The organism is Actibacterium sp. D185-2 (assembly GCF_054954595.1).
Map to the genome: position 1 here is coordinate 19,182 of NZ_JBPWNX010000016.1, position 23,355 is coordinate 42,536.

Genomic DNA, 23,355 nt, shown 5'->3' on the forward strand with positions numbered 1-23,355 from the left:
CGGACCCCGCGCGCGCAGGGTCCGGGAACCATCGCGCGCGGAATTTGTTCTGGGGTCAAGGCGGGACAGACTGGCGATCCCGGTCGTCACTGCCCGTCACGATGGCAAAGGAGACGCGCGATGCCCGGCAGACCTGACACTTGCGAACGCCCGCTGCGCACCGTTTGTCCCGGTCTTGCCCAACCGGGCGGCCCGCGTCGGCGCAATGGCGTGCGGCGTCTTGCAGGGGTGCCGGTAGCGGAAACCCCGCTGCGCGCGAAACGACACAGCGCGGCAGATCCCGCACGTCGCTGACCGCGCGCGCGTAAATCTTGCCATCACCCGCCGGGCCGCGCCGTTCGTGCGCGGCAAACCGCGCCCCCTACACCCGCAGATCACAGGAGCCAGCGCATGTCGGTCACCGAAAGAGACGCCGAACTTGTCTATGCGATCACCAACAGAGGCACCGTGCCCGAGCCGCCCGAATGGTGGCGCGGCGCGGTGTTCTACGAGGTCTACACCCATTCGTTCAACGACACCTCCGGCAATGGCTACGGCGATATCCGCGGGGTCATCGAGAAACTGCCCTACATCCGCGATCTGGGCGTCGACGGGCTGTGGCTGACGCCGTTCTACCCGTCGCCGCAAGAAGACAACGGCTATGACGTAAGCGATTTTCGCGGCGTTCACCCGCCCCTGGGCAAGGTCGAACATGTGCAGGAACTGATCGACGCGGCCCATGAACGCGATCTGAAGATCATGTTCGATTTCATCGCCGGTCATACATCCGACGAACATCCCTGGTTCAAGGAAAGCGCCGCCTCGCGCGACAATGACAAGGCCGACTGGTACGTCTGGGCCGACCCCGCGCCCGACGGCGGGCCGCCCAACAACTGGATCAGCTCGTTCGGGGGGCGGGCGTGGCGCTGGGTGCCGCAGCGGGCGCAATATTGCTACCGCCCGTTCCTGGCCAGCCAACCCGCGCTGAACCTGCGCAACCAGCAGGTGCTCGCCGAGGTGCTGGACAACATGCGGTTCTGGCTGGACATGGGGCTGGACGGGTTCCGGCTGGACGCCATCCAGTGCCTGAGCCACGACAGCGATCTGCGATCCAATCCCCCCGCGCGCGCAACCGAAAACCCGTCGGTCGGCGGCGGGCCCAACAACCCGTTCAAGCAGCAGATCCACCTGTTCGATCGCGACGTGCCCGAAGCCATCCCGATCCTGCATCAACTGCGCCGCGTCGCCAATGAATACGCGCCCCAGCGGGTGCTTGTGGGGGAACTGGCCGATGTCGACAGCTCGCGCCTTGCGCCCAAATACACCATCGACAACGACCGGCTGCACGCGGTCTACGATTTCGATCTGATCAACCGCGCCGACACCTTGCGCGACTGGACGTCGATGCTGAACCTGCGGTCGCGTTACCTGATGCCGGGATCCAGCCTGAACGTCTTTACCAACCACGATTCGCCGCGCGCAGTGTCGAACCTGATGCCAAAGGCCTGCGAGGCGGGCCATTCCGCCGACGCCGCAAAGCTTCTGCTTTTCCTGCAGGCGACCCTGATGGGCGGCGCCATTCTGTTTCAGGGCGAAGAACTGGGCCTGCAACAACCCCATATCCCCTTCGAGGATATCCAGGACCCATGGGCCAAGGCGCTCTGGCCCGATTTCGAAGGCCGCGATGGCGTGCGCTGTCCGTTGCCCTGGTTGCGCGATGCGCCCAATGGCGGGTTCTCAAGTTCCGACGAGCCATGGCTGAAGGTGCCCCGCCCGCATCTTGATGCGGCGGTCGATGTGCAGGAAGCCGACCCGGATTCGGTGCTTGCCTTTACCCGAAAGCTGCTGCGCTGGCGGCGGTCGGTCCCGATGCTGCGGACCGCTTCGGAACGCATCTTCGAAGACACCCCCGCCAAGGTCATCGCCTTCGAACGCGACAAGTCGGGCGAAAGCCTGATCTGCGCGGTGAATTTCGACATGAAGCCGACCGAGCTGACGCTGCCGCGGTCCTCGCTGCAAGAGCAGTTCTCGTCCGGCAGCTTTTCCCTGCACGAAGATCGGCTGACACTGGATGGCCTTGCCGTGGTGGCGTTGGCCTGACCGGGTACAGCCTGACCAAAAGCACCGTCCGGGGCGGCCATCGCCCCGGCGCCGCGGCGCAGATACGGGCAGCTAGGCGTGCCAGTAGAACGCCGCCGCCGGAACCAGCGCCAGCAATGCCAGCGAAAGCATCGCCAACGCCCCGTCGCGTGTCAGCAGGCTTGCGGCGAACAACGCGATGACCGCCGATGCGATGGACCCCGATGTCGGCACGATCTCCATGAATGGCATGAAGAGCGTAAGTGCCATGACAAGGATCATCGGCAGCCACAGCCAGGGCCGGTGGAAAAGCCATGTCATCCGCGGCCTGAGAAACCGTTCGACAAAGCGAACCGGGCGCCGCAACCACCGAATGCCCTTGCACAGCTTGTCGCCGGGAAGCCGACGACGGGTCACGACAGCCGGCAGCCAGACGGATTCGCGGCCTGCCATCATCTGCGCAACAAGTATGAACACCAGAACCGCCACCACGGCGGTCACCCCCGGAATGGCGCTGGCGGGAGACGTGGAGATCAGCGAAAACACCAGCATGAGCGATCCGAAAGACGACCGACCAAGCGTGTCGACCACATCGCTGACAGCGATCTCGTCTCCCTGCACGGTGGATTCAAGCGCGTCGAGGACATCGCTGATGGCGTGTGTCGTATTGTGCGTCATGGGGCGTACTCGTGGGCTGTGACAGGCGCCCTGATGTTGGTGCTGACGGACCTTTGGTTGCGTCACCGCATGGGGAACGGCTCCCCGTGGCATGCCGCGATGTATCGCGGACCGGTCAGGCAGGCGACCAGCTACAGATAGGCGAACACCCGAACATCGCGTAAGTTCCCGAGTTTTCGCAGCGCCCGCGCATCCGGAGTGCGGGCCGCAGCAGCCGCGATTGCGCGCCCCGGCCGGTTCGCGCAGCAGACACCGCCTTGCCCTTTGCGAACGCAAGCTATACGTCATTGACACATACACCGCTGAAACCTATATGAGACAAGGAATGGCACGATTGCAGACAGTCGTCGAACTGCCCGAATTTCAAAGACGGGCAAGGGCAATCATGTCGGACCACGAACGCGAGGCCGCGATCGACTTTATTGCCGCCAATCCAGAGGCTGGCGTGTCGCTGGGTGGCGGGTTGCGCAAGGTCCGCATCCCAAGAGAGGGCGGCGGCAAGAGCGGCGGTTTCAGGACGGTATATGTTTTTGGCGGGCCCCATATGCCGATCTTCCTGATCACGGTCTTTGCCAAGAACGAAAAGGCCAACCTGTCAAAGACCGAACAGACCGCTGCGGTAGAGATGAGCAAGGCGCTCATCGCGAAATATGGAGACGCAACATGAGCGCATTCGAATCCGTATCCAGGGGCCTGCAAGAGGCGCTGGATTTCGCGAATGGCGAACTTGCCGGTGCCAAGGTGCATGAAGTGTCGGTGGCCAAGGTCGACGTGGCCGAAGTGCGCCAGAAAACGGGTCTGTCACAGGCCGAGTTCGCCAAGAGCATTGGCGTGGCAAAGGGCACGCTGCTGAACTGGGAACATGGGCGCAGGCAGCCGACGGGCCCGGCACAGGTTCTGCTGGCATTGATCGCCAGGCAACCATCCGTGGTGCAGGATCTGCTGCGCGGCGCGTGAACCGGGGTGCCTGGCCGCGGTGGTGTCGATGCGAATGCAAACTTGTGTATCGACCCAGCGGAATCTGCTCAGGTTAGGCCGCTAATATGAATGCCTCGGCAGGCGTGCGCATGGCAAGCGCCTGATGAGGGCGGCGGTTATTGTAGAATGCAATCCAGTCACCGATAACGCGCATCGCATGCTGGCTGCTTTCGAAACGGTGTCGATGCACGCACTGCTCCTTCAACGTCCGGATGAAGCGTTCGACCATGCCGTTCTGTTGTGGGCAGTGAGGGGTGATGAACTCCTGCTTCAGTCCGTAGCAGCGGACGATGGCCGTGAAGTGGTGGCTGGTGAAGACCAGGCCATTGTCTGACCTCAGCAGGAACTCCTCCTCGACCCGGCCCAGGGTGCCGAACCTCGCGATCAGCGCATGCTCAAGGGCGGCGCTGGCCGTCGTAGCCTTGCCGGATTTCGACAGGTGCCAGCCCAGCAGCTCGCGGGTGTGGCAGTCGATCACCAAGGCCAGCGAGGCCCAGCCGTCCTTGCCGGTCCAGATGCGGGCGAGATCGGTCGACCACCTCTCGTTCGGTGCAGCTGCGACAGACGGAACCGCCTGGATGCGAGGCCGCATGCCCACGGCACGCTTGCGAACCTGCCAGCCCTTGATCTGGAAGATCCTCTGCACCGTATTCTTGTTGAAGCCCAGGAGCCAGGCCACGGTCCGATAGCCAAAGGACGGCTCCTCCTCGATCATCTTCTTGATCGGTTCAGCGAAGCGGGGATCGACCTTCGGCGCGGCTTTCACCGGCTTGTAGTAGACCGTGCGCCGGGGAATGCCGAACCACGTGCAGAGCTTGGCGATCGACACTGCGACGCCCTCCGCCAAGAGGCCCTGCTGGATGCGACGGATCAATTCCCGTCCTGCGCATCCAGCAGGGCCTGAAGCTTTTTTCGGGCCCGTAGCTCCAGCATGGCCTCGCCATAGGCTTCCTGCAGGTCCCTGAGCTGCTTCTCGTACTGCTCGCGGATGTCGAGCGGGTTGGCGCGCAGCGAGTTCTCCATCCCCCGCTTGGCGTCTTCAACCCAGCCCTCGATCTCGGAGGGTGTGAGGTCGAATGATCGACTTGCCTCCGACACGGTCGTCTTGCCCTGGATGACCTCGATCACCAGAGCCGTCTTCCGCTTCGCCGTCCAACGCTTGATGCTGTCGTCCATCGTCATACTCATCGCTACGTTCTCCCTTGTAGCATGAGCAGGTTTTCACTGGGTCGATACAACACCGCCTATGAGTACACCTACACTGAGACCGTGCGGCGGTTCGGATGACACATGGAAGGGCTGAGAACGGCGGTGCAAAAGTCGGCCACGGTAGCGGCGGGATGAGCCTGCTGCGGGCGGCGTAAAAGTCGTCCACCTTTACCCTTTCTGGCGACAGGGAGGGCGGGAGGATTTTCACCGTGGATTTGTATCGGAAAGTTCGGCTGGCCTGTGCTGAAGGCATGAGCCAGCGCGAAGCGGCGCGGCATTTCAACATCTCGCGCGACAGCGTAGCCAAGATGATGGCGTTCTCGGTCCCGCCGGGATATCGGCGGTCGGCACCGATCAGGCGGCCGAAGCTGGATGCTTACACCGGGATCATCGACGGCTGGCTGGACGGCGATCGGGAGGTCCATCGCAAGCAGCGGCACACGGCGAAGCGGGTGTTCGAGCGGCTCCGCGACGAACACGGGTTCACCGGCGGCTACACGATCGTAAAGGATTACATGCGGCAGCGTGAACGGCGCGGCCGCGAGATGTTCGTGCCGCTGGCGCATCCGCCCGGTCATGCCCAGGCCGACTTCGGCGAGGCGGTGGTCGTCATCGGCGGCATTGAGCAGAAGGCGCATTTCTTTGTCATGGATCTGCCGCACAGTGATGCCTGCTTCGTGCGAGCCTATCCGGCAGCCACTGCCGAGGTTTGGGTGGATGGCCACGTTCACGCTTTCGCGTTCTTCGGCAAGGTGCCCGCGTCGGTCCTCTACGACAACGACCGCTGTCTGGTTGCGAAGATTCTTCCTGATGGAACGCGTCAGCGGGCCACGCTCTTCAGCGGGTTCCTGTCGCATTACCTGTTCCGTGATCGTTACGGGCGCCCCGGCAAGGGCAATGACAAGGGCAACGCGGAGGGGTTGGTCGGTTATTCCCGCCGCAACTTCATGGTGCCGATCCCGCGGTTCGCGACTTGGGACGCATTCAACGATTACCTGGAGGCACAGTGCCTCAAACGTCAGGCGGATGTCCTGCGCGGCCAGTCCGAGACGATCGCGGAACGCCTCGAGCGGGATTTGGCCGCGATGGCTGATCTGCCGACAGCGCCATTCGATGCTTGCGATCAGGTCACCGGACGGGTCAGCTCCCAGGCACTGGTGCGCTACAAAACCAACGATTACTCAGTCCCCGTCGCCTACGGCCACCGTGACGTCTGGATCAGGGGCTATGTCGACGTGGTCGTGATCGGCTGCGGTGGCGAGGTCATCGCACGACATCCACGCTGCTACGACCGTGAGGACATGGTCTTCGACCCGGTGCATTACCTTCCGCTCATCGAGCAAAAGATCAACGCCCTGGACCAGGCGGCGCCCCTGGCGGAATGGGACCTGCCGCTCGAGTTCGCGACCCTGCGCCGCCTGATGGAAGCGCGGATGATCAAGGCCGGACGCCGCGAGTATGTCCAGGTTCTGCGCCTGCTGGAGACCTTCGACATCGACGATCTGCATGCCGCCGTTAAGAAGGCCCTGCAATTGGGCGCGGTCGGCTTCGATGCCGTCAAGCACCTCGTCCTCTGTCACGTCGAGAAACGGCCGCCGAAATTGGATCTCGATGTCTACCCATATCTGCCGCGGGCGAACGTCGAGACCACATCCCCGGCCAGCTATATGGCCCTGATGTCGGAGGATGCAGCATGACCGACATCCCGAAGATCCTGCTCGCGGATCATCTCAAGACGCTGAAGCTGCCCACCTTCCTGCGGGAATACGAGAAGCTCGCCCGACAATGCGCCGCGGAAGGGCTGGATCATGTCCAGTTCCTGGCCCGCCTGGTCGAGCTGGAATTGATCGACCGCGAGCGGCGGATGATCGAGCGGCGCATCAAGGCCGCGAAGTTCCCGACGGCCAAGAGCCTGGACAGCTTCGACTTCAAGGCGATCCCGAAGCTCAACAAGATGCAGGTGCTGGAACTCGCCCGTTGCAACTGGATTGAGCGGCGCGAGAATGTCATCGCCTTGGGGCCCAGTGGCACCGGCAAGACCCATGTTGCCCTCGGGCTGGGGCTGGCGGCCTGCCAGAAGGGCATGGCGGTCAGCTTCACCACCGCCGCCGCGCTGGTCAACGAGCTGATGGAGGCCCGCGACGAACGCCGCCTGCTCCGTCTGCAAAAGCAGCTGGCCGGCGTCAAATTGCTGATCATCGACGAGTTGGGCTTCGTGCCGCTATCCAAGACCGGCGCCGAGCTCTTGTTCGAGCTGATCTCGCAGCGCTATGAGCGCGGGTCCACGATGATCACGAGCAACTTGCCATTCGACGAATGGACCGAAACCTTCGGCACCGAACGCCTGACCGGCGCGCTGCTCGACAGGCTGACCCACCACGTCAACATCCTCGAGATGAACGGCGACAGCTATCGGCTCGGCCAAAGCCGCGCCCGAAAGGCCGAAGCCTCAACCTGATCACACATTGCAGAATTGGCCCTCCGGGCCAATGCGCCATGGCACGCGCCAGCTATCTGGGGAGCGCACGCGCCATGGCGCTTGGCATCCCGCCACTGGCTTGGTTTTGCGCCGCCACGTGGCCGGTTTTTACTCCGCCGTTGACAAAGGGCTCAACCCATCTCTTGCAGAATATCCAGAATGTATGTATATTCTGGACAAATGGAGACCCTGATCATGCATGAGCTTCCCGAGTTCAAGGCGGCCGACCTGACGCGGCACACAAGTGACCTGTTCGACGCGGCCATTCGGTCGCCGATTGCGATCACCAAACATCGCAAGCCGAAATTCGTGCTCATGAGCATGGATCAGTATCAGCAGCTCGCGCGGGGGGCCACTCAACAAGCTCATATGGTTGACGAGATGCCCGAGGATCTCAAGGCGCTGATGATAGAAGGGCTCGAGCGGGACTTGACGCAGGCTGATGACTAAGCCGAGTGCTGGAGAGGTTTTCCGCTATCCGTTCCTGTGGAAACGCGAGCAGATGGCGGGCGAGACAGAGGGCCGCAAGACACGGCCTGTCTGTATCGCCGTCACTGTCGCCAAGTCCGATAGCGAGACCGTGGTGTTCATCCTGCCGATCACGACGCAACCGCCCTTGCCCTCGCGCAAGTGCATCGAGGTGCCACAGATCGAGTCGCAGCGTGTGGGGTTGGAGACCCATGTCCGCAAATGGGTCATGCTGGACGAGATCAACACCGATATTCTGGAGCGGTCCTATGTCTGGGAGGACCGCACGCCCATCGGCACGTTCAGTTCCGTCTTCACATCCAAAATCCAGTCCAGCCTGATCGCGCTTGCCAGGTCGGGCGGAGCATCGATTGTTGATCGGCTGAAGTAGTCTCAATCACCGCAGGGGCTACCCAGCTTCATTTGTTCCCATCGATCCATTTTGACATCAGCCCCTTGTCGCGGAAACACTCATCCGGGACGGCGCGGCGTTTGATCCGGGCGAGACGCTCGGCGAAGGCGACCTGCTTCGATGTCGGGCGGCTGTCCTGCGGGCCCGGCTTCAGCTTGGCCTGTGCGTCGATCCAGGCGCTCAAGGAGCGCCGATCTTGCTGAACCTCCCACGGCAGAAGCGTCTGGTTGCGCAGGGCCAGCGCGCGCGCATAGGCGATCTGCTTGGGCGTCGCGGGCAGGGCGTAAGTGGTGCTTTCCATCGGGGATCTCCCTTCTTAGCGTGGTTCTTAAAATAGAACATAACAGGAACAAAAGCAAGCCGCTTGCGCAGATCATGGGGTTTGAGAGGGAGAGGAGGGCCGGGGGAGGTCAGGCCTGAGGATGCCCGAAAGAGGGCGTCCGGGCCTGATCCTGTTCCTCATTGGTGTCTGATGCCGGAAAGTGGAGGATCCTACGTTCTCATGAGCTTTGCATTTAACGCTCCCCGGCATCAGATCCCTAAAGAGTGAAAGTGTCCTTCGGGTTTTGTGACTGACAGATGAGGGCCTTTGGGGTCCCTCAGATGGGTCCGGGCCGGATTCCGGTCTGTCTTTTCTGATGAAGGGCATTCCGATGCAAACAGGTGTTTTGCGCGTGTTGCGCGCGACCGCTGCCTGGTGGTGGCGACACAAGGAACTACGCCGAACCGGCCAGACGGGGCAGGCACAACGGCTCGAGCGCGAGACTGTCCTGCGTGACCTCGGCTATCTGAAGCAGGCGGCGTCATTGCCAAACGCGCATGTGACCTGCGGAGAGGGTGGAACATTCATCCATCTCGGTTGGACCACCGTGTCGACCTTCGCGCCCATCGAACGCTTTCCCTTGGCCGCTCTTGCGGTCGCACGTGGCACGCCGTTCATCGATATCCGACCCGTCACCGATGTCATCGCCTTCGCGAACCTGCCGCGGGTGGCGCGGGACGGATCGGTCGACCCTGACTCTTCGGGTCTCGGCAAGTCCGTGTCGCTGACCACCTACATCGACATGGTCGAAGGGCTCGGCGCGAGGATCGTCAACGATCCGCGGCCCCGTCAGTCAATCTAATCATCATTCCTTCACACCAACATTCGAAAGGAGGCCAGCCATGGCCCGATCCCGCACGACCAAATTCGATGCCTCCGAGGTCATCACAAACGAAATCATCCGTATCATCGAGCGCGGCGTCCTACCGTGGCGCAAGCCCTGGACCGCAGGTGGCAGTTCTCGCCCCCTGCGCGTGGGCGGCGAACCCTACCAGGGAGTGAACAACTTTCTGCTGACGATGCGGACCGTGATGGCGGGCCACAGCTCTCCCTTCTGGATGACGCTGCCGCAAGCCAATGCGTTGGACGCAAAGGTCCGCAAGGGCGAGAAGTCCTCTGTCGTCGTTTATTACGGTCAAAGCCGGAAAGACGCGGGCGCAGATGAGCATGACCGCAGCGACGGGGATGATCACTCCGAGGAAGCCCGTATATTTCGCTTCCAGAAATCCTACCGTGTGTTCAATGCCTGCCAGATCGAGGGCTTGCCCGACAGCTTCTTCCCTGACCCGGAGCCCGTGCCCGAGCATCCGCCGTCAGAGCCCATCCCGCACATGCAGGCGTTTTTCGATACCATCGACATCACGACCGTCTTCACGGGCACAGAGGCGTACTATTTGTCCCCCGTGGACAAGGTCTACATGCCGTCCATCACGCGGTTCCAGGACCCGCGCAATTTCTACGGGGTCTGGGCGCACGAGCTGGCCCATGCCACGAAAGCACCCCATCGACTGAACCGTGATTTCGGGTTCTCGAAGTTTGGCAACACGTCCTATGCGCGCGAGGAGATCGTCGCGGAATTGACCTCGGTGTTCCTGGGTCAGACGCTCGGCTTCACGGCGCATACGCTCGAGATGAATGCCGCCTACCTGCACAACTGGTTGCGGGTCCTTCGGTCGGACAAGGGCGCGATCTTCCGGCACGCCGCGGACGCGCAGCGCGCCTGTGATTATCTGATCGCCAGATCGGAGGTGGGCAGGGCAGGTCGCAGTGCCGAGGCCGCCTGACCGCACGGAGAACGGAGACACCCATGTCACGTAAGGAACCCAAAACGCTGCGGGTGGCCTGCTTCAACGACGGCCGCCGCAAGATCATCACCTTCAAGCGCGGTGCCTATTGGTGGAGCGCTGCCGAGGGCGCTTATCCGCTCTCGGCAGCGCTCGAGAGCATCAAAGAACAAGGCGGCTGGATCGAAACCATCCCCAACCCGAATTACAGACCCAAAGGGCTGTTCGGGTGGGGCGCCTTCGGCCTCGATTGATCCGCCAAGCGGAAAAGAAAAAGCGGGCTTTGAGAAGGGTGTTTCAAACCTCTCAAAGGAGATCCCCATGTCCATGAATGTTCAACCCCAGCTAGACCGTCCGGATCCGACCGTGATCGCGGTGCAGAACGACGCGTTTCGCAAACTTGCATGCCTTGGGGTGCCGCCCGCGCAACCCATCCAGGGCCGCATGCATGTCACCCGCTCGCTTATGGAGGCCGGCGATGGCTTCATGGCCGAGGCGGTGAAGGCGACTGGTGCGTTCGATACATTCGAGCCTGAGAATGATCCCGAGGGCTGGCATGATTTCGGGGCGGTCGAGATCCGGGGAGAGACCGTGTTCTGGAAGATCGATCTCTATGAAGCAGACTCGGACTTCCGCTATGGGGCTGAGACCCCGGACAATCCTGCCACCACCATGCGCGTGCTGACCATCATGCTGGCGCGCGACTGGTAGGGCAGGGGACTCCTCACCCTGACATCTGAGACGATGAAGGCCCGCTGACCCCTCAAAGGGAAAGTGGGCCTTTTGTCGTGGTGATCCCTGAAGCCGGGGATTGGTCACGCGCGTGAGCGCGCGGGCCACACTTCACCCTCCTGGAAGGATATCCCATGACCACATGCTTTGCTCCCCTTACCGTCGCTATCGGCGATCTCGTCCCGCATCCCGCCAATGTGCGCAGCAACGCGCCGGAAACCTATCACCCCGAGAACATCGCCCATCTGAAGGCCAGTATCGCTATTCTGGGCCTGCTCCAGCCTCTCCTGGTCCAGAAGCTCGACGGCAAATACGCTGTCCTCGCCGGTGGCCGGCGCTATGCCGCGCTGAAGGAGCTGGTTGCCGACAAGGCCGCCAAGGGGTTCACGGCGAAGACCAAGGTGGACTGCCGCCTTGTGCCGGAAGACTGCGACGTCACCACGGCACTGTCGCTCGCCGAGAACATCACCCAGGCACCGATGAATGCCATCGACGAGTTCGAGGCTTTCGCCCGGATGATGGAGGTCGACGGCCAGACGCCCGAGACGATCGCGAAGACCTTCGGCACCACGGTGGCCGCCGTGAAAGGCCGGTTGCGCTATGGCCTTATCCACCCCGACATCCGCGCCGCGGCCCGGGGCAAGGTGATCACGCTCGACACGATGAAGGCCTTCGCCGAGCACCCGAGCCAGGAAGCGCAGCGCGAGGTCTTCGAGGCGCTCACGAAAGACGGCGGCTATATGCAGGCCTATACCGTCCGGCAGGCGCTCAAATCCCGCGGGGTGCAAGTCAAAGATGATATTGGGGCTTTCGTGCGCGAAGACTACGAGGCGCGTGGCGGCGCAGTCGCGGCTGACCTTCTTGAAGAGCATTCCGTGCTTGAGGATGCGGCGCTGGTCGAGACCATCTTGCTCGAAAAGCTCGGTGCCGCTGCCGAAGAGGCCCGTATGAGGCTGGGCTTTGCCTGGGCCGATGCGATGGTCCGCTATGATTACGCGACCATGGCCGACTACGGCCGCGTCTATCCCGGCCCGATCGAGCCTGATGAGGCTGCCCGGAAGCGCGTGGATGAAATCACCGCCGAGCTTGAGAAATTGCAGCTCGAGATGGAGAATGAGGGACTCGAGGACGGTGCCTACAACGCCCTTTACGAGCGCGTGGACGCCTTGGAAGAGGAAGCCCGCGACCTGCAGGAGGCCTACAGCGCCGAGGACCTCGTCCGCGCTGGTGTGATTGCCTCGTGGCAGGGTGGGCAGATCACGCTCCATGTGGGCCTCGTCCGCCCCGAGGACACCGTCAAAGAGGAGGGCGCGCGCGGCTCCGCGAGTAATCCGACAGGGGAGGAGGCCCCGGACGCCGGAGAAATCACTTATCCAGCCTCGCTGGCAGAGGACCTCAAGACCGAGCGAGCCATGGCCCTTGGCGCCGCGATGGCGCTGCATCCGGAGGCCACGCTCGATCTGACTCTTTTCAAGCTGGTGAGCGACGTTCTGGGCACCGGCATGAGTGTCACGCAGGCGATCAAGATCGATGCCCGCAAGGAATACCGCAACCACGCCAAGATGGACGAGATTGACGAGACCTCCCTTGAGCAGGTGGCCGCGGCGCATGATGTGCTGGACCTCTCGTGGCTCGATGATACCCGCCCGCCCGCCGATCAGTTCGCGGCGTTTCGCGCGCTGAAGGCCGGCGAGAAGGCCAAGCTCGTCGCCTATGCCACGGCCAGCACCACGCAGTCCTGCTTCGCGCGGGATCCTCGGCGCGACAGCCTAATGCATGACTTCGAGATCGAGATCATGCCCGACATCCGCGCCCACTGGACGCCGAACGCGGCGCTGTTCAATCGTTTCAAGAAGGCCTGGCTCCTGAAGATTCTGGGCGAGGATCTGGGTCTGGCCCAGGAGGCGGTGACGCTGGCCTCGTCGAGCAAGAAGGAAATCGTCGCCTTCTGCGACAAGCTCTTCGCCGAACCCTTCGCCACACTCACGGACGCGCAGCGCGCTGCCGTGGCCGCCTGGTGCCCGCCGATGATGCAGACCGCCGGTGGCGCCTGTGATGAGACGGCGCCGATCACGGAAACCCCGGAACCTGACGGCGAGGTCGCGCAAGCGGCCTGAGCCATCACGCGACCCGCGCGAGGCATTCCCTGCGCGGGTCGACCCTCTTCCAAACCGAACAGAAAGACATCCCGATGGCTATTCTCAAGTTCTCTGCCTCCGCAGTTGCGGCGCAGATCGCCCATGCGCGCGCCTGCAAGACCTTCCTGCCCAACTGGAACGGGCCCGTGGACAGGCCGGCCCTGATCCTCATCGTCGGCAATGGTGTGCATCTGCGCTCGAACGGCATCGATGGCACGACCACCCGTATCGTCACCACCGAACAGGCCGATCCCTCCTTCGCCTTCGCCGACGGCATGAACCCATTTCGGGATACCGACTGGATGGCGCAGCGCCGCATGGCGTTTCGCGATCTGACCGGCCAGTTCTACACCGACATCCTGGATGACGTGCAGGTGCTCATCGACCGGGGGCGAGGGGCCATCCGGCTCGCCACCGATGGCCACAGCATCCGCGTCTTCGTGCGCCGGGCCTCGGATTATCTCATCGGCGGGACCTACGAAGTGCCCTCGGGCCTCGGCGGCACCTTCCGGGTCATCCTCAAGGATGCCTGCGACACCTTCGCGATCGTGCAGAACTGCGGCAATTGCGAGGATTTCGACGCCATGCAGCCCTACCGCGTGCCGCTCGATACCCTGATGGAAATCGATGACCGGAGGGTGGCGTAACGCGCCCATTCTCAAACACGCATCGCCAATACCCTGCCGGGCCTGCGGCCCTCTCGGGACATTGGCGACAACAATTTCCCCAGTGACAGAAAGGACTCTGAGATGGGTTGGCTCTTCTACACCGACGGCCGCGTCAAATCCTACGCGGATGAGAAAGCGGAAATCGCCCGGCTCTGCACCTTCGAGGGCGAAATGCGCAGAACCGAACTGATCAAGGCCTGCAAGGTGGGCTCCACCTGGTATGCGGCGGCAAGGGTCACAGGTATCGATGGCTCGCCGGTCGAGGACACGACCTATGTGACCGATGCGGATGGCTCCATCACTTTCGGGGCTGTCTTCCTCACCCGATACGATGACGGCTGCTGGGGCTACAAGGACATGGAGGAAAGCGCTGGCCCGAACGAGTCTCGTGCTCCCCTTGGGCTGATCGAGCTCCTCTCCGACCTGAAAGACCCGGACAGCTACGCCCAGGACTGGCGCCAGCGCTGCCGGGACTGGGCTTCGATCCCTGACTACGAGGAAGGCGACAAGATCCGGCTCGCAGCACCCGTGACGCTCACCGATGGCAGCACCTGCCAGATCGTCACCGCGACACACTACAGGCGTGGGCGGCAAAAACGCCGCTGCTACCGCATCGAGGAAACCGGTGGGCTCGTACGCCTGTCGAAGGCCTCGCTTGCGGGCTCGGAGCTGCTCAGCTCTGCGAAAGTCGCGGCCAGTCCTGTGCTGGCGGAGTTCCTAGCGGGGCAGGGTGGCTGAATTTCCCGCTGAGACAACACCACGGGACTACGCGCGCACATACTGCCGACTTGAATTCGTATCTCAAATGAGATACATCATTCCCATCAACTGGAGGACCATCCATGCCTGCCCAAACATCCATGCTTCATGTCCGTGTTGACGATCAGCTGAAAGCACAGGCGTCGGACGCACTTGCGGGCGTCGGTCTGACGCTCTCCGACGCGGTGCGTATTCTTCTAACCCGCGTGGCCGCAGAAGGCGGATTGCCTGCCGGATTGACCGCTGATCCGGATGCCTATGACGCCTGGTTCCGGGCGAAGGTACAGGAAGCGCTGGACGATCCAAGCCCCACAACGCCCCATGCCAAGGCGATGCAAGACGCCCAGGCATTGATTGACGGGAAGCGCCTTGCCAAATCTTGAATGGAAAGCCACGGCCATAGCCGACTTGCTGGCAATCATTGACTACATCTCTGACGACAACCCGGATGCCGCCCAAGTTCTCAAAGACGAGATTGAACACAAGACGTCCCTCCTTCCAGAACGCCCTCAGATGTACCGCGCGGGCCGTGTGGACGGGACTAGGGAGATGGTTGTTCGGCCGAACTACATCGTGGTCTATGCTGAAAGCCCTGAGATGGTGACCATTTTGCGCGTTCTTCATGCTGCGCAGCAGTGGCCATGATCGGGGTGCAGGCCCCCCGCTAAGAAATTGCCCGCTCTCCGCCTTCAAAGTGTAGAGCAGGCTTTTTGTCCTTTGGAACTCAGACCCTGATCCAAAGGAAACCCCCATGTCCAAGCACCGCTCAACGCTCCCCAATCCTGTTGAATCCGACGCTAACCTCGTCTCTGCCCTCGAGCAGATCGGCACGGAGGTCGACTACCAGCCCCTGCGTAGCTCAGCGCTCGCGCGCATCATGCGCGAGACGTTTCATGGCAGCGATGCCGGCGATGCCTGGGACTGGCGCATGGCATATGACCTGATGCAGGCTGCGGCCATCCAGGTGCTGCTGCGTGGGGACGGCGCGGCAGGTGACATCGCCGCTGCAAGGCTGCTTGCCTCGCGGCTCCTGACGGAAACCCGCCGCTCCGAGCAGCAGATCCGGCTGCAGCAGTTTTCCACACCGCTGGCATTCGCGACCATGGCGGTGCGGGCTGCGGCGATCCGCAAGGGCGAGACCGTGCTGGAGCCCTCGGCTGGCACCGGTGCCCTGGCTGCTTTCGCCGCCCGGGCCGGTGCAACGCTTTTGCTCAACGAGATCGATCCGTTTCGCCAACGCCTGCTGCGGGCCGTCTTCGGGGGCGAGGTGATGGGCCATGACGGCGAGCATATCGACGACCTTCTGCAGGTGCCGGTTCTGCCCGACGTCGTGGTGATGAACCCGCCCTTCGCCTCCTCGGTCGATCGCTCCCGAGACAAGCACATCGCCGCCAAGCATCTCATCGCGGCTGCCAAGCGCCTTGCGCCCGGTGGGCGGCTGGTGGCGATCATGCCGCCGGGGTTCACGCCCGAACGCGATGCCGCGCATTGGTCCCGCGCCTGCGGTCTCCTGACACCGCGACTGGCGCTGACGATGCCGGGGCAGGTCTACCGCAAGCTCGGCACCTCGGTGGAAACCCAGCTCATGGTCTTCGACAAGGTGCAGGAGGACGGCGAGATGATCCGCGCCATTGTGTGCGATTTGGATGAAGCCCTTCCTTTTGTCGACGCCGTGGCCGCGACCCGGACCGAGATGCGCCCCGCCCAACGGGCTGAAGCGATCCCTCATGCTCGGCCGACCGTTCCATCATCTGCCCCGCGCAAGACCGCCGCTGCGCCTGTCGCCGCCTCCAAACCCCGGGCCAATGCCGTCCGTCCGCTCAGCTTCACAAGCCTTGAGGCCCCGCGCGACAACACGCCCATCTCGGACATCTATGCGCGCTACCGTCCGCAGCGGATCGAGATCGCGGGTGCGCAGGAACATCCCACGCCGCTGGTCGAAAGCATCGCCATGGCCTCGGTCGCGCCGCCGGTGCCCTCAGGCGCGGGCAGTGATGACTTGCGCCTGCCCGCACGGTTGATCGAGGAGGGCGATCTCTCCGAGGCGCAGCTGGAAACCATCATCATGGCGCATGATGCCCATGGGCGCGACCTGCCCGGTCGGTTTACCATCGATGACGACCAGACCAAGCTGACGCGCGCCGATGATGACCCGGATGCACGGGCCTATCGCCTCGGCTACTTCCTCGGCGACGGCACCGGTTGCGGCAAGGGCCGCGAATGCGCGGGGCTCATTCTCGTGAACTGGCTTTCCGGGCGCAGGAAGGCGATCTGGGTCTCCAAATCCGCCACGCTCATCGAGGACGCGATCCGCGACTGGACCGATCTCGGCGGCTCGCCAGCCGACATCCAGCCGCTCTCCAAATGGAAACCGGACCAGCCCGTCCCGATGGGCGACGGTATCCTTTTTGTGACCTACGCCACGCTGCGCTCGGCGGGCAAATGCGGCACCACGCGGCTCAGCCAGATCCTGGACTGGATGGGTGAAGACTTTGACGGCGTTCTTGCCTTCGATGAGGCCCATGCCATGCAGAACGCGGCAGGGTCTGAGCAGGGCAGGGGGGTCAAACCCTCGCTGCAGGGCCTTGCTGGCCTCCGACTGCAACTGGCCGTGCCGCGCGCTCGCGTCTTCTATATCTCGGCCACGGGCGCCACGAGCGTGCACAACCTGGCCTATGCCGCGCGTCTCGGTCTCTGGGGGCAAGGCCCCGAATACCCTTTCCCGAGCCGCGAGAGTTTCGTCTCGGCGATGGAAGCCGGCGGTGTCGCCGCCATGGAGGTGGTTGCCCGCGATCTCAAGACGCTTGGGCTCTACACGGCCCGCGCCCTCAGCTTCGACGGCGTGGAGTATGACGTGCTCGAACACGCGCTCACCCCGGCCCAGATCGAGATCTACGATGCATACGCGAACTCGTTTCGGACGATTCATCACAATCTCGAGGCTGCGCTGACCGCGACTGGCGTCAACGACGCCTCGGGCGAGACCAATGCCTCGGCCGCACGCGCCTCGGCCAAGTCCCGCTTCGAGAGCACGAAACAGCGCTTCTTCAACCATCTCCTGATGGGCATGAAAGCCCCGACCATCATCCGCGCAGTCAAGGACGATCTGGCAGCGGGCAAGGCTTGCGTCATTCAGGTGGTCTCTACAGGCGAAAGCCTGCTGAAACGTCGGCTTGAGACGATGGACCCGGAGGACGAGCTGGTCGAGGGCGCGCTGACGCCGCGCGACTATGTGCTGGGCTACCTCGAACAGGCCTTCCCGATTCATGCGCAAAAGCTGGTCGAGATCGACGGCAACATGGTGGCGGAACCCTTGCGGGATGAGACCGGCGCGCTGGTTGTCTCCCGCGAAGCGCTTGCCCTGCGCGATGCGGCCATGATGGAGTTGATGACGCTGGCCCCGATCCCTTCGGCGCTGGATCAGATCCTCTGGGCCTTTGGCGACGATGCCGTGGCCGAAGTGACAGGAAGGTCGATCCGACCTCTGAAGGCGGACGATGGCCACCTCTTCATCGAGAAACGCGCCGCCAGCAGCAATTCATCCGAGACCCAAGCCTTCATGGACGGCGAGAAGGATATCCTTATCTTCTCCGATGCGGGCGGCACGGGCCGCTCCTATCATGCGGCGCAAACGGCAAAGAACCAGAAACGGCGGCGGCACTACCTGTTGGAGCCAGGCTGGCGTGCGGATGCGGCCATCCAGGGGCTCGGGCGCACGCATCGCTCGGCTCAGGTCAGCGCGCCCTTCTTTCGCGTTTGCACCTCCGATGTGCATGGCGAGAAGCGTTTCACGTCGACTATAGCCAAACGCCTCGACCAGCTGGGGGCCTTGACCAAGGGTCAGCGCGAGACCGGCTCGCAGGGCATGTTCCGCGAGGAGGACAATCTCGAAAGCCCGATCGCACGGGCGGCGCTGCGTGGGTATTTCGCCGATCTTGCCGCCGGGCGCGCTGAGGCGATGAGCTACGAGAGCTTCACCGACTGGACGGTCCTGCGGCTGATCGACAAGGACGGGGTGCTCCTTGAGGAGCTTCCCCCGATCCAGCGGTTTCTCAACCGGGTTCTGGCCCTTCCCATCCACATGCAGAACGCACTCTTTGCCGAGTTCATGCGCCGGATCGCTGATCAGACCGAACGGGCGCGCGCGGCGGGCACGCTCGATTTCGGCGTGGAAACCCTGCGCGGCGAAAAGATCGGACAGGTCTCCACAGAGGATCTCTGGACCTGCCCGAAATCTGGCGCCGTGACGCGGATCATCGGACTTGAGGTGACGGACCCGGTCCACGTGCTGTCGGCGGATGACGCCCTGTCGCGCAACCCCGACAAGCTGCCGATGGTCAATCGCGCCTCGGGTCGCGCGGCGCTCATCTCGGCGCGGCCCATGCAGATGTATGACGAGGACATCGTCACGCTGATGCGCAAGGTGGTGCGGCCAAACGGGTCGAGCTATCTCGAAGAGGCGCGGTTCGAGTCCTCGGCTTGGGAAGATATTGAGCGGCGCGAGTTCACCCAGCTTTGGGACGCAGAGGCTGCGTCCCTGCCAAAAACCACCACGACCAAGCTCTACCTGCTGACCGGGCTGCTGCTGCCGATCTGGAAGGACATTCCGACCACCAATGAGCGCATCTACCGGGTCACGCCCGATGGGGCGACCGCCATGATCGGGCGCACGCTGAGCGAGGAAGGGGCGGCCGCGCTGCGCGCCCGCTTCCTCGTCTCCAACCCGCAAACACCGCAGGAGATGTTGACCGCCGCCCTCGGCACCACCGCGCCTGTCGATCTGGGCCGGGGTCTGACCCTGACCCGTCGCCGTGTCGCAGGCGAGATGCGCCTCGAGCTGGGCGGCGCGGATCGGGGCATGATTGATGGCCTCAAGGCAATGGGGTGTTTCACTGAGATCATCTCCTTCCAGCTGCGGGTGTTCCTGCCGCATGGGGACGGGATCGACACGGGAAGCATTCTGGCCCGGATCGTGGGGCAGGAAGCCGCCATGACGTCAGAACAAGCCGCCTGAAAAGTCAAAGCGGGCTTTGGGCCGGGCGTCGCGGATCGGGGTTTGGCCGGTCTGCGTTTTCCGGGCGCGCGCTGACCAATGCCAGGCCCGGCCCCCCCCAAATTCAGAGAAGAGGACGGACCCATGACCAATCCCCAAATCGATTATGCCGCAATGGCGGCTCAGTGGCGCGCGGAGCGCGAAACCACCTTGAAGGCGTCCCGAGCGGAGCTGCTCGCGCAACTACGTGCGCTTGGCATCAGCGAGGTCACTGCCGAATACGAAGGCTATGGCGACTCTGGCAATGTCGAGGATGTGACGGTGCAGCCTGCAGAGGTCAAACTACCGGAGCCGCTTGCCACAGAGGTTGGCGACTTCGCCTGGTCGCTCGCCTATCACCATCACCCGGGGTTCGAAAACAACGAGGGCGGCTACGGCACGCTGACCTGGGACTTGCGCAACGACAGCATCACCCTCGATCACGCGGACCGCTATGTCGAATGCTCGCACAGCTATGACGAGGGGCTGTGAGATGGCCCATCCGCTTCATCATGCCGAAAGCTCTGCCCGGAAATTCGGCGGGGTGCCATCTGACTATCAGTCTGTGCACGATTGGTTTGACGCCTCGAAAGAGCACCTCGCGCTCTTCACGCACCGAGCCATGCGCCACCACGCTCAAGGCCTTTTTGAGGCCGAACGTGTCTTCGGCTTGACCCTGACCAATAGCGCAGGTCGGGACATTCCCGTGCGCTGGATCGGCGAGCAGCATGTCCGCGAAGACTGTCAGGGCCGCATTCCGAGTATGGCGGACTGGCTGCGACGGATACAGCCTGAGCCATGGATGGCCAATGGCCACATCGACCGGCACGCCGGCTCCGAGCCCTGCGGTGACCCAAGGGTTGCCTGGGCCTCCGAGGTCGCCGCCGGAAGAACGGTTCTTGGCCTGAAAGATTGGATGGCGGCGCGCGCGATGCAAGCGGCGCAGAGTGCCTGACAGGACCCGGCTTTTTGCCAATTGAATGCCGCACGGAAGCCCGGTTGGACGACCGGGCTTCTTGCGTCGTTTCCCCACCATTCTTCCTGAGGAGGTTCGCATGACACTCGATGAAATCAAGGCGGCCGTTGATGCCGGCCAGACCGTGCATTGGGCCAATACCGGCTACGTTGTCCACAAGGACCGGCTCGGTCAGTACCTCATCACCTATGTGCCGAATGGTAGCTGCATCGGTCTGACCGACCGGGGCGGGCACCGGTTGAACGGAAAAGAAACGGAGTTCTTCGTCGCGCAATCGAAGGACGCCGCAGAAAATCCAGGTAGCCGATCAAGACCAGACGGGCAGGGGAGGGGCGCAGCACCCGGAGGCACGGGGGCATTCCCTCTCGGACGGCAGCTCTGAGCTTTGGGCGGGGCTGAAAGGAAAGCAGGCTTTCTGATTTGTGATCCCTCAAGGGGTCGAGAAAGCAATCCCGGATGCGCTGGCAAGGACTTCAGGCACCGGCCAATCCAAAAGGAACCATCCCATGTTCGCAGGAACCCTCACCCGCAATGTTGAGACCGCAGCCGCTCAGTACACCGGCATGATCCACTCGTCACGCTTTGACATCGCCATCCAGTTGGAGTCGCGGGCCAAGATGTCCGAACGCAGCCCGGATTTTGACGTGACGGCAGTCAACAAATCAGGCCGCAAGGTGCGCATCGGCACAGCCTGGAACGAGACCGGAAACACCAGTGGCAACCCCTACATCTCGATGCAGATCGATGTCGGCTTGGGTCCGTTCCGGGTCAACGCGGTGCAGACGAAAGAGGCGCGCGCGGCCCAAAGCGGCGCGTTCGAGATCATCCCGCTGGTCTCGAACGGCCTGATGAAATCCGGCTCGATCTCGGGCGAGCTCACCGCCATGGACGCCGACAACGCCTTCACCGGCTACATCGCCAACATGATGTTCGATCTGGAGTTCATGCTGATAGAGAATAGCTACAAATCCGAGGAGACCCATCCCGATTACCGCATCGAGGTCAGCTCGCCCCGGGGCGCACCGATCCGCGTCGGCTCGGCTTGGATGGCGAAAAGCAGCCGCACGGGCAATGACTACCTGTCGCTGCTGATCAACACGCCCGATGGCGATCTGCGCGTCAACGCCGTGCAGAACGAAGAACAGCGCGGCGGGCAGACCTTCTCGATCATCCCGTTCATCGACAGCGGTGAGCAGCCGCAGGACGCGGGCGCGGGGCTCTCCTTGGTCGCCTAATCGGCGCGCGAGGGGAGACGATCTGAATCGAAAGGGGAGCCGTGGGATCACGGTTCCCCTTTTTCCATGTTTGGCTGCATGACGGGCGCCATCTGCTTGCGATCTGCTGAATATGATATACGATAATATATTATTGAATAGACGAAGGTAGGCGCATGGTGGCGAGACTGGGAAAAGCTCCGTGGTTCGAGAGCTTTGATGTAGAAGCAGAGGTTGCAGAGCTTCTTGCTCATATCGAGCGTTGCACCGGATTTGCGCTGCTTAACCGCAAGCGTGATGTCATCATGACCCATGCAAGGGCAAAGCTCGACAGGACAAGGCAGGCATTTCTGGAGGCCAAGGCGGCGGGAAAGCCGGTGTCCACATCGCGCCGCGCTTATCTGACCGAAGTTCAGGACACGATCTTCATGGCGATCCCGGAGGAGAACCTCGCGCGGATGCCGCTGCGCGAGCAGGTTCTCAACGAGCCGTCATTTTACGCGGATGCCATGCACCGCGCCGCTGCAATTAGCGAGGATGAGCTTTTCATGGCGCTGTCCTCTTCGCTGAAAGACATGACAGTCCAAGACGCCCGGGCCTTCGTCTCGAAGCTTTGGCACGGCACGATTGACGACAATGCCCGCAAATATGCCGAAGCACTGAAGCGCCCCGAGCGTGCACCGCAGCCCTTTCGCCCGGGGAACACCGTGTAAGACCTAAGCGATTCTCTTGGCTTGAGCCGTACCGAGGTTGGCCGCCTCAAACCCCCTTTCCTGGAGGTGGCATCCTGTGCAGCGCGCGAAAGCCGTTGAAGGCGCTGTGAGGACGTCTACTGTCGCCAACATGATGAACCGAGATCACATGCGCGCCTTCTTTCGGCGCGCCGCGGCGCTTGCCGCCTTTGTCGCGCTGCTCTGGGCAGTCCAGGTCGTCAATTGGATCGTCGGCTACGGTTTGAACCCAGCCTTCGGCCTGATCCCCAGGCAGCCCGGTGGTTTGGATGGCGTCATCGCAATGCCGCTGCTGCACGGAAGCTTCGCGCATCTTATGGCCAATACGCCGCCGATCCTGGTGATGGGTGGGCTGCTGATGGCCACGACCACGAGGGCCTTGCTGCCTGTGAACGCCGTGGTGATCGGCCTCGGCGGTGGTCTCGTCTGGCTGTTCGTGCTCCGCCATCCATATCGGTGCGTCAGGGCTCGTCTTCGGCTGGTTCGGCTTCCTCGTCGCGCACGGCTTCGTGGATCGCTCATTGACCACGCTGGGCGCGGCACTGGTAGTCGGTGTCCTCTATGGCTCCATTATCTGGGGCGTTCTTCCGGGCCAACCTGGCGTTTCGTGGGAGGCTCATCTCTTCGGCGCTATCGCGGGCGCGGTCGCTGCAGTCCTTGTCCGGACGCATGTCCATGCGCCGCGCCTCGGCGGCGTCGATCTGGAATGAAACAGTA

General features: G+C 62.8%; 28 protein-coding genes. 23 read left to right on the forward strand and 5 right to left on the reverse strand.

Going from position 1 to position 23,355, the window contains the following annotated elements:
* Window positions 1-390 precede the first annotated feature (390 nt).
* Window positions 391-2,079 (forward strand): alpha-amylase family glycosyl hydrolase, encoded by a 1,689-nt coding sequence (locus ACSR1C_RS17465; protein ID WP_054540733.1) that lies wholly within the window; start codon window positions 391-393, stop codon window positions 2,077-2,079.
* A 72-nt stretch (window positions 2,080-2,151) separates the two neighbouring features.
* Here ACSR1C_RS17465 and ACSR1C_RS17470 read toward each other — a convergent pair whose 3' ends face one another.
* On the reverse strand, window positions 2,152-2,736 hold the full coding sequence (locus tag ACSR1C_RS17470; protein ID WP_054540734.1) for an exopolysaccharide biosynthesis protein: 585 nt from the start codon (window positions 2,734-2,736) through the stop codon (window positions 2,152-2,154).
* Window positions 2,737-2,956: 220 nt separating this feature from the next.
* On the opposite strand from ACSR1C_RS17470, the gene ACSR1C_RS17475 reads away from it, so the two are divergent.
* Together ACSR1C_RS17475 and ACSR1C_RS17480 are read left to right on the forward strand one after the other, a co-directional pair.
* Window positions 2,957-3,403, forward strand: a complete 447-nt coding sequence (locus ACSR1C_RS17475; protein ID WP_235974550.1) for a type II toxin-antitoxin system RelE/ParE family toxin — start codon at window positions 2,957-2,959, stop codon at window positions 3,401-3,403.
* Window positions 3,400-3,693 carry a helix-turn-helix domain-containing protein gene (locus tag ACSR1C_RS17480; protein WP_054540736.1) on the forward strand — a complete coding sequence of 98 codons (294 nt, stop codon included), beginning with the start codon at window positions 3,400-3,402 and terminating at the stop codon, window positions 3,691-3,693. The genes ACSR1C_RS17475 and ACSR1C_RS17480 overlap by 4 nt, the downstream gene beginning before the upstream one ends.
* Window positions 3,694-3,766: 73 nt before the next feature.
* Here the strand turns inward: ACSR1C_RS17480 and ACSR1C_RS17485 are convergent, their stop codons facing one another.
* Entirely contained in the window at window positions 3,767-4,588 is an 822-nt protein-coding gene (locus ACSR1C_RS17485; RefSeq protein WP_054540737.1) for an IS3 family transposase, read from the reverse strand.
* Window positions 4,585-4,890: a transposase gene (locus ACSR1C_RS17490; protein ID WP_460260489.1), complete on the reverse strand. Its 306-nt coding sequence runs from the start codon at window positions 4,888-4,890 to the stop codon at window positions 4,585-4,587. Before ACSR1C_RS17490 ends, ACSR1C_RS17485 begins: the two co-directional genes overlap by 4 nt.
* A 242-nt stretch (window positions 4,891-5,132) precedes the next feature.
* Here ACSR1C_RS17490 and istA point away from each other — a divergent pair, with 242 nt between their 5' ends.
* The 4 genes from istA (at window position 5,133) to ACSR1C_RS17510 (ending at window position 8,261) form a co-directional block, all read left to right on the forward strand.
* Entirely contained in the window at window positions 5,133-6,620 is a 1,488-nt protein-coding gene (istA, locus tag ACSR1C_RS17495) for an IS21 family transposase (protein WP_054539393.1), read from the forward strand.
* On the forward strand, window positions 6,617-7,381 hold the full coding sequence (gene istB / locus ACSR1C_RS17500; protein ID WP_054539392.1) for an IS21-like element helper ATPase IstB: 765 nt from the start codon (window positions 6,617-6,619) through the stop codon (window positions 7,379-7,381). Before istA ends, istB begins: the two co-directional genes overlap by 4 nt.
* 201 nt (window positions 7,382-7,582) lie before the next feature.
* The gene (locus tag ACSR1C_RS17505) at window positions 7,583-7,852 is read left to right on the forward strand and encodes a type II toxin-antitoxin system prevent-host-death family antitoxin (RefSeq protein ID WP_054540739.1); all 270 of its coding nucleotides are present in this window, start codon (window positions 7,583-7,585) and stop codon (window positions 7,850-7,852) included.
* Window positions 7,845-8,261, forward strand: coding sequence for a hypothetical protein (locus ACSR1C_RS17510; protein ID WP_231582180.1), 417 nt, complete (start codon window positions 7,845-7,847; stop codon window positions 8,259-8,261). Before ACSR1C_RS17505 ends, ACSR1C_RS17510 begins: the two co-directional genes overlap by 8 nt.
* Before the next feature lie 28 nt (window positions 8,262-8,289).
* On the opposite strand, the gene ACSR1C_RS17515 is transcribed toward ACSR1C_RS17510, so the two are convergent.
* Entirely contained in the window at window positions 8,290-8,583 is a 294-nt protein-coding gene (locus ACSR1C_RS17515) for a hypothetical protein (RefSeq protein WP_054540740.1), read from the reverse strand.
* Window positions 8,584-8,935: 352 nt separating this feature from the next.
* Between ACSR1C_RS17515 and ACSR1C_RS17520 the strand changes: the two genes are divergently transcribed.
* The 15 genes from ACSR1C_RS17520 to ACSR1C_RS17590 all read left to right on the forward strand — a co-directional run bounded on the left by ACSR1C_RS17520 (window position 8,936) and on the right by ACSR1C_RS17590 (window position 22,620).
* A complete protein-coding gene (locus ACSR1C_RS17520; RefSeq protein WP_235974552.1) occupies window positions 8,936-9,406 on the forward strand; it encodes a hypothetical protein in 471 nt (156 codons plus the stop codon).
* Between the two features lie 40 nt (window positions 9,407-9,446).
* The gene (locus ACSR1C_RS17525; RefSeq protein ID WP_054540536.1) at window positions 9,447-10,388 is read left to right on the forward strand and encodes an ArdC family protein; all 942 of its coding nucleotides are present in this window, start codon (window positions 9,447-9,449) and stop codon (window positions 10,386-10,388) included.
* Window positions 10,389-10,411: 23 nt separating this feature from the next.
* Window positions 10,412-10,642 (forward strand): DUF6330 family protein, encoded by a 231-nt coding sequence (locus tag ACSR1C_RS17530; RefSeq protein ID WP_054540535.1) that lies wholly within the window; start codon window positions 10,412-10,414, stop codon window positions 10,640-10,642.
* A 67-nt stretch (window positions 10,643-10,709) separates the two neighbouring features.
* Window positions 10,710-11,099 (forward strand): DUF3768 domain-containing protein, encoded by a 390-nt coding sequence (locus ACSR1C_RS17535; RefSeq protein ID WP_054540534.1) that lies wholly within the window; start codon window positions 10,710-10,712, stop codon window positions 11,097-11,099.
* Window positions 11,100-11,254: 155 nt separating this feature from the next.
* A complete protein-coding gene (locus tag ACSR1C_RS17540; RefSeq protein ID WP_183314825.1) occupies window positions 11,255-13,237 on the forward strand; it encodes a ParB/RepB/Spo0J family partition protein in 1,983 nt (660 codons plus the stop codon).
* A 74-nt stretch (window positions 13,238-13,311) separates the two neighbouring features.
* Window positions 13,312-13,905, forward strand: a complete 594-nt coding sequence (locus tag ACSR1C_RS17545) for a hypothetical protein (RefSeq protein ID WP_054540626.1) — start codon at window positions 13,312-13,314, stop codon at window positions 13,903-13,905.
* A 102-nt stretch (window positions 13,906-14,007) separates the two neighbouring features.
* Window positions 14,008-14,664 (forward strand): DUF6927 domain-containing protein, encoded by a 657-nt coding sequence (locus tag ACSR1C_RS17550; protein WP_054540627.1) that lies wholly within the window; start codon window positions 14,008-14,010, stop codon window positions 14,662-14,664.
* Between the two features lie 104 nt (window positions 14,665-14,768).
* Complete coding sequence (locus ACSR1C_RS17555) at window positions 14,769-15,068, forward strand: type II toxin-antitoxin system RelB/DinJ family antitoxin (protein ID WP_074838673.1); 300 nt, start codon at window positions 14,769-14,771, stop codon at window positions 15,066-15,068.
* Complete coding sequence (locus ACSR1C_RS17560) at window positions 15,055-15,330, forward strand: type II toxin-antitoxin system RelE/ParE family toxin (protein WP_071974127.1); 276 nt, start codon at window positions 15,055-15,057, stop codon at window positions 15,328-15,330. Before ACSR1C_RS17555 ends, ACSR1C_RS17560 begins: the two co-directional genes overlap by 14 nt.
* A gap of 106 nt (window positions 15,331-15,436) precedes the next feature.
* Window positions 15,437-19,699 carry a strawberry notch-like NTP hydrolase domain-containing protein gene (locus ACSR1C_RS17565; protein WP_460260488.1) on the forward strand — a complete coding sequence of 1,421 codons (4,263 nt, stop codon included), beginning with the start codon at window positions 15,437-15,439 and terminating at the stop codon, window positions 19,697-19,699.
* A 123-nt stretch (window positions 19,700-19,822) separates the two neighbouring features.
* Window positions 19,823-20,209, forward strand: coding sequence for a DUF6878 family protein (locus ACSR1C_RS17570; protein WP_054540529.1), 387 nt, complete (start codon window positions 19,823-19,825; stop codon window positions 20,207-20,209).
* A 1-nt stretch (window position 20,210) separates the two neighbouring features.
* Window positions 20,211-20,672, forward strand: a complete 462-nt coding sequence (locus ACSR1C_RS17575) for a DUF6915 family protein (protein WP_054540630.1) — start codon at window positions 20,211-20,213, stop codon at window positions 20,670-20,672.
* A gap of 100 nt (window positions 20,673-20,772) precedes the next feature.
* Entirely contained in the window at window positions 20,773-21,075 is a 303-nt protein-coding gene (locus ACSR1C_RS17580) for a hypothetical protein (RefSeq protein WP_054540631.1), read from the forward strand.
* 124 nt (window positions 21,076-21,199) lie between these two features.
* Window positions 21,200-21,928: a DUF736 family protein gene (locus tag ACSR1C_RS17585; RefSeq protein WP_054540632.1), complete on the forward strand. Its 729-nt coding sequence runs from the start codon at window positions 21,200-21,202 to the stop codon at window positions 21,926-21,928.
* A 155-nt stretch (window positions 21,929-22,083) separates the two neighbouring features.
* Complete coding sequence (locus tag ACSR1C_RS17590) at window positions 22,084-22,620, forward strand: hypothetical protein (RefSeq protein WP_235974563.1); 537 nt, start codon at window positions 22,084-22,086, stop codon at window positions 22,618-22,620.
* A gap of 46 nt (window positions 22,621-22,666) precedes the next feature.
* Here the strand turns inward: ACSR1C_RS17590 and ACSR1C_RS17595 are convergent, their stop codons facing one another.
* Complete coding sequence (locus ACSR1C_RS17595; protein WP_054540633.1) at window positions 22,667-23,086, reverse strand: hypothetical protein; 420 nt, start codon at window positions 23,084-23,086, stop codon at window positions 22,667-22,669.
* Between ACSR1C_RS17595 and ACSR1C_RS17600 the strand changes: the two genes are divergently transcribed.
* Entirely contained in the window at window positions 23,055-23,348 is a 294-nt protein-coding gene (locus ACSR1C_RS17600; RefSeq protein ID WP_328705655.1) for a rhomboid family intramembrane serine protease, read from the forward strand. The two genes, ACSR1C_RS17595 and ACSR1C_RS17600, sit on opposite strands and share 32 nt — an antisense overlap.
* Window positions 23,349-23,355 lie beyond the last annotated feature (7 nt).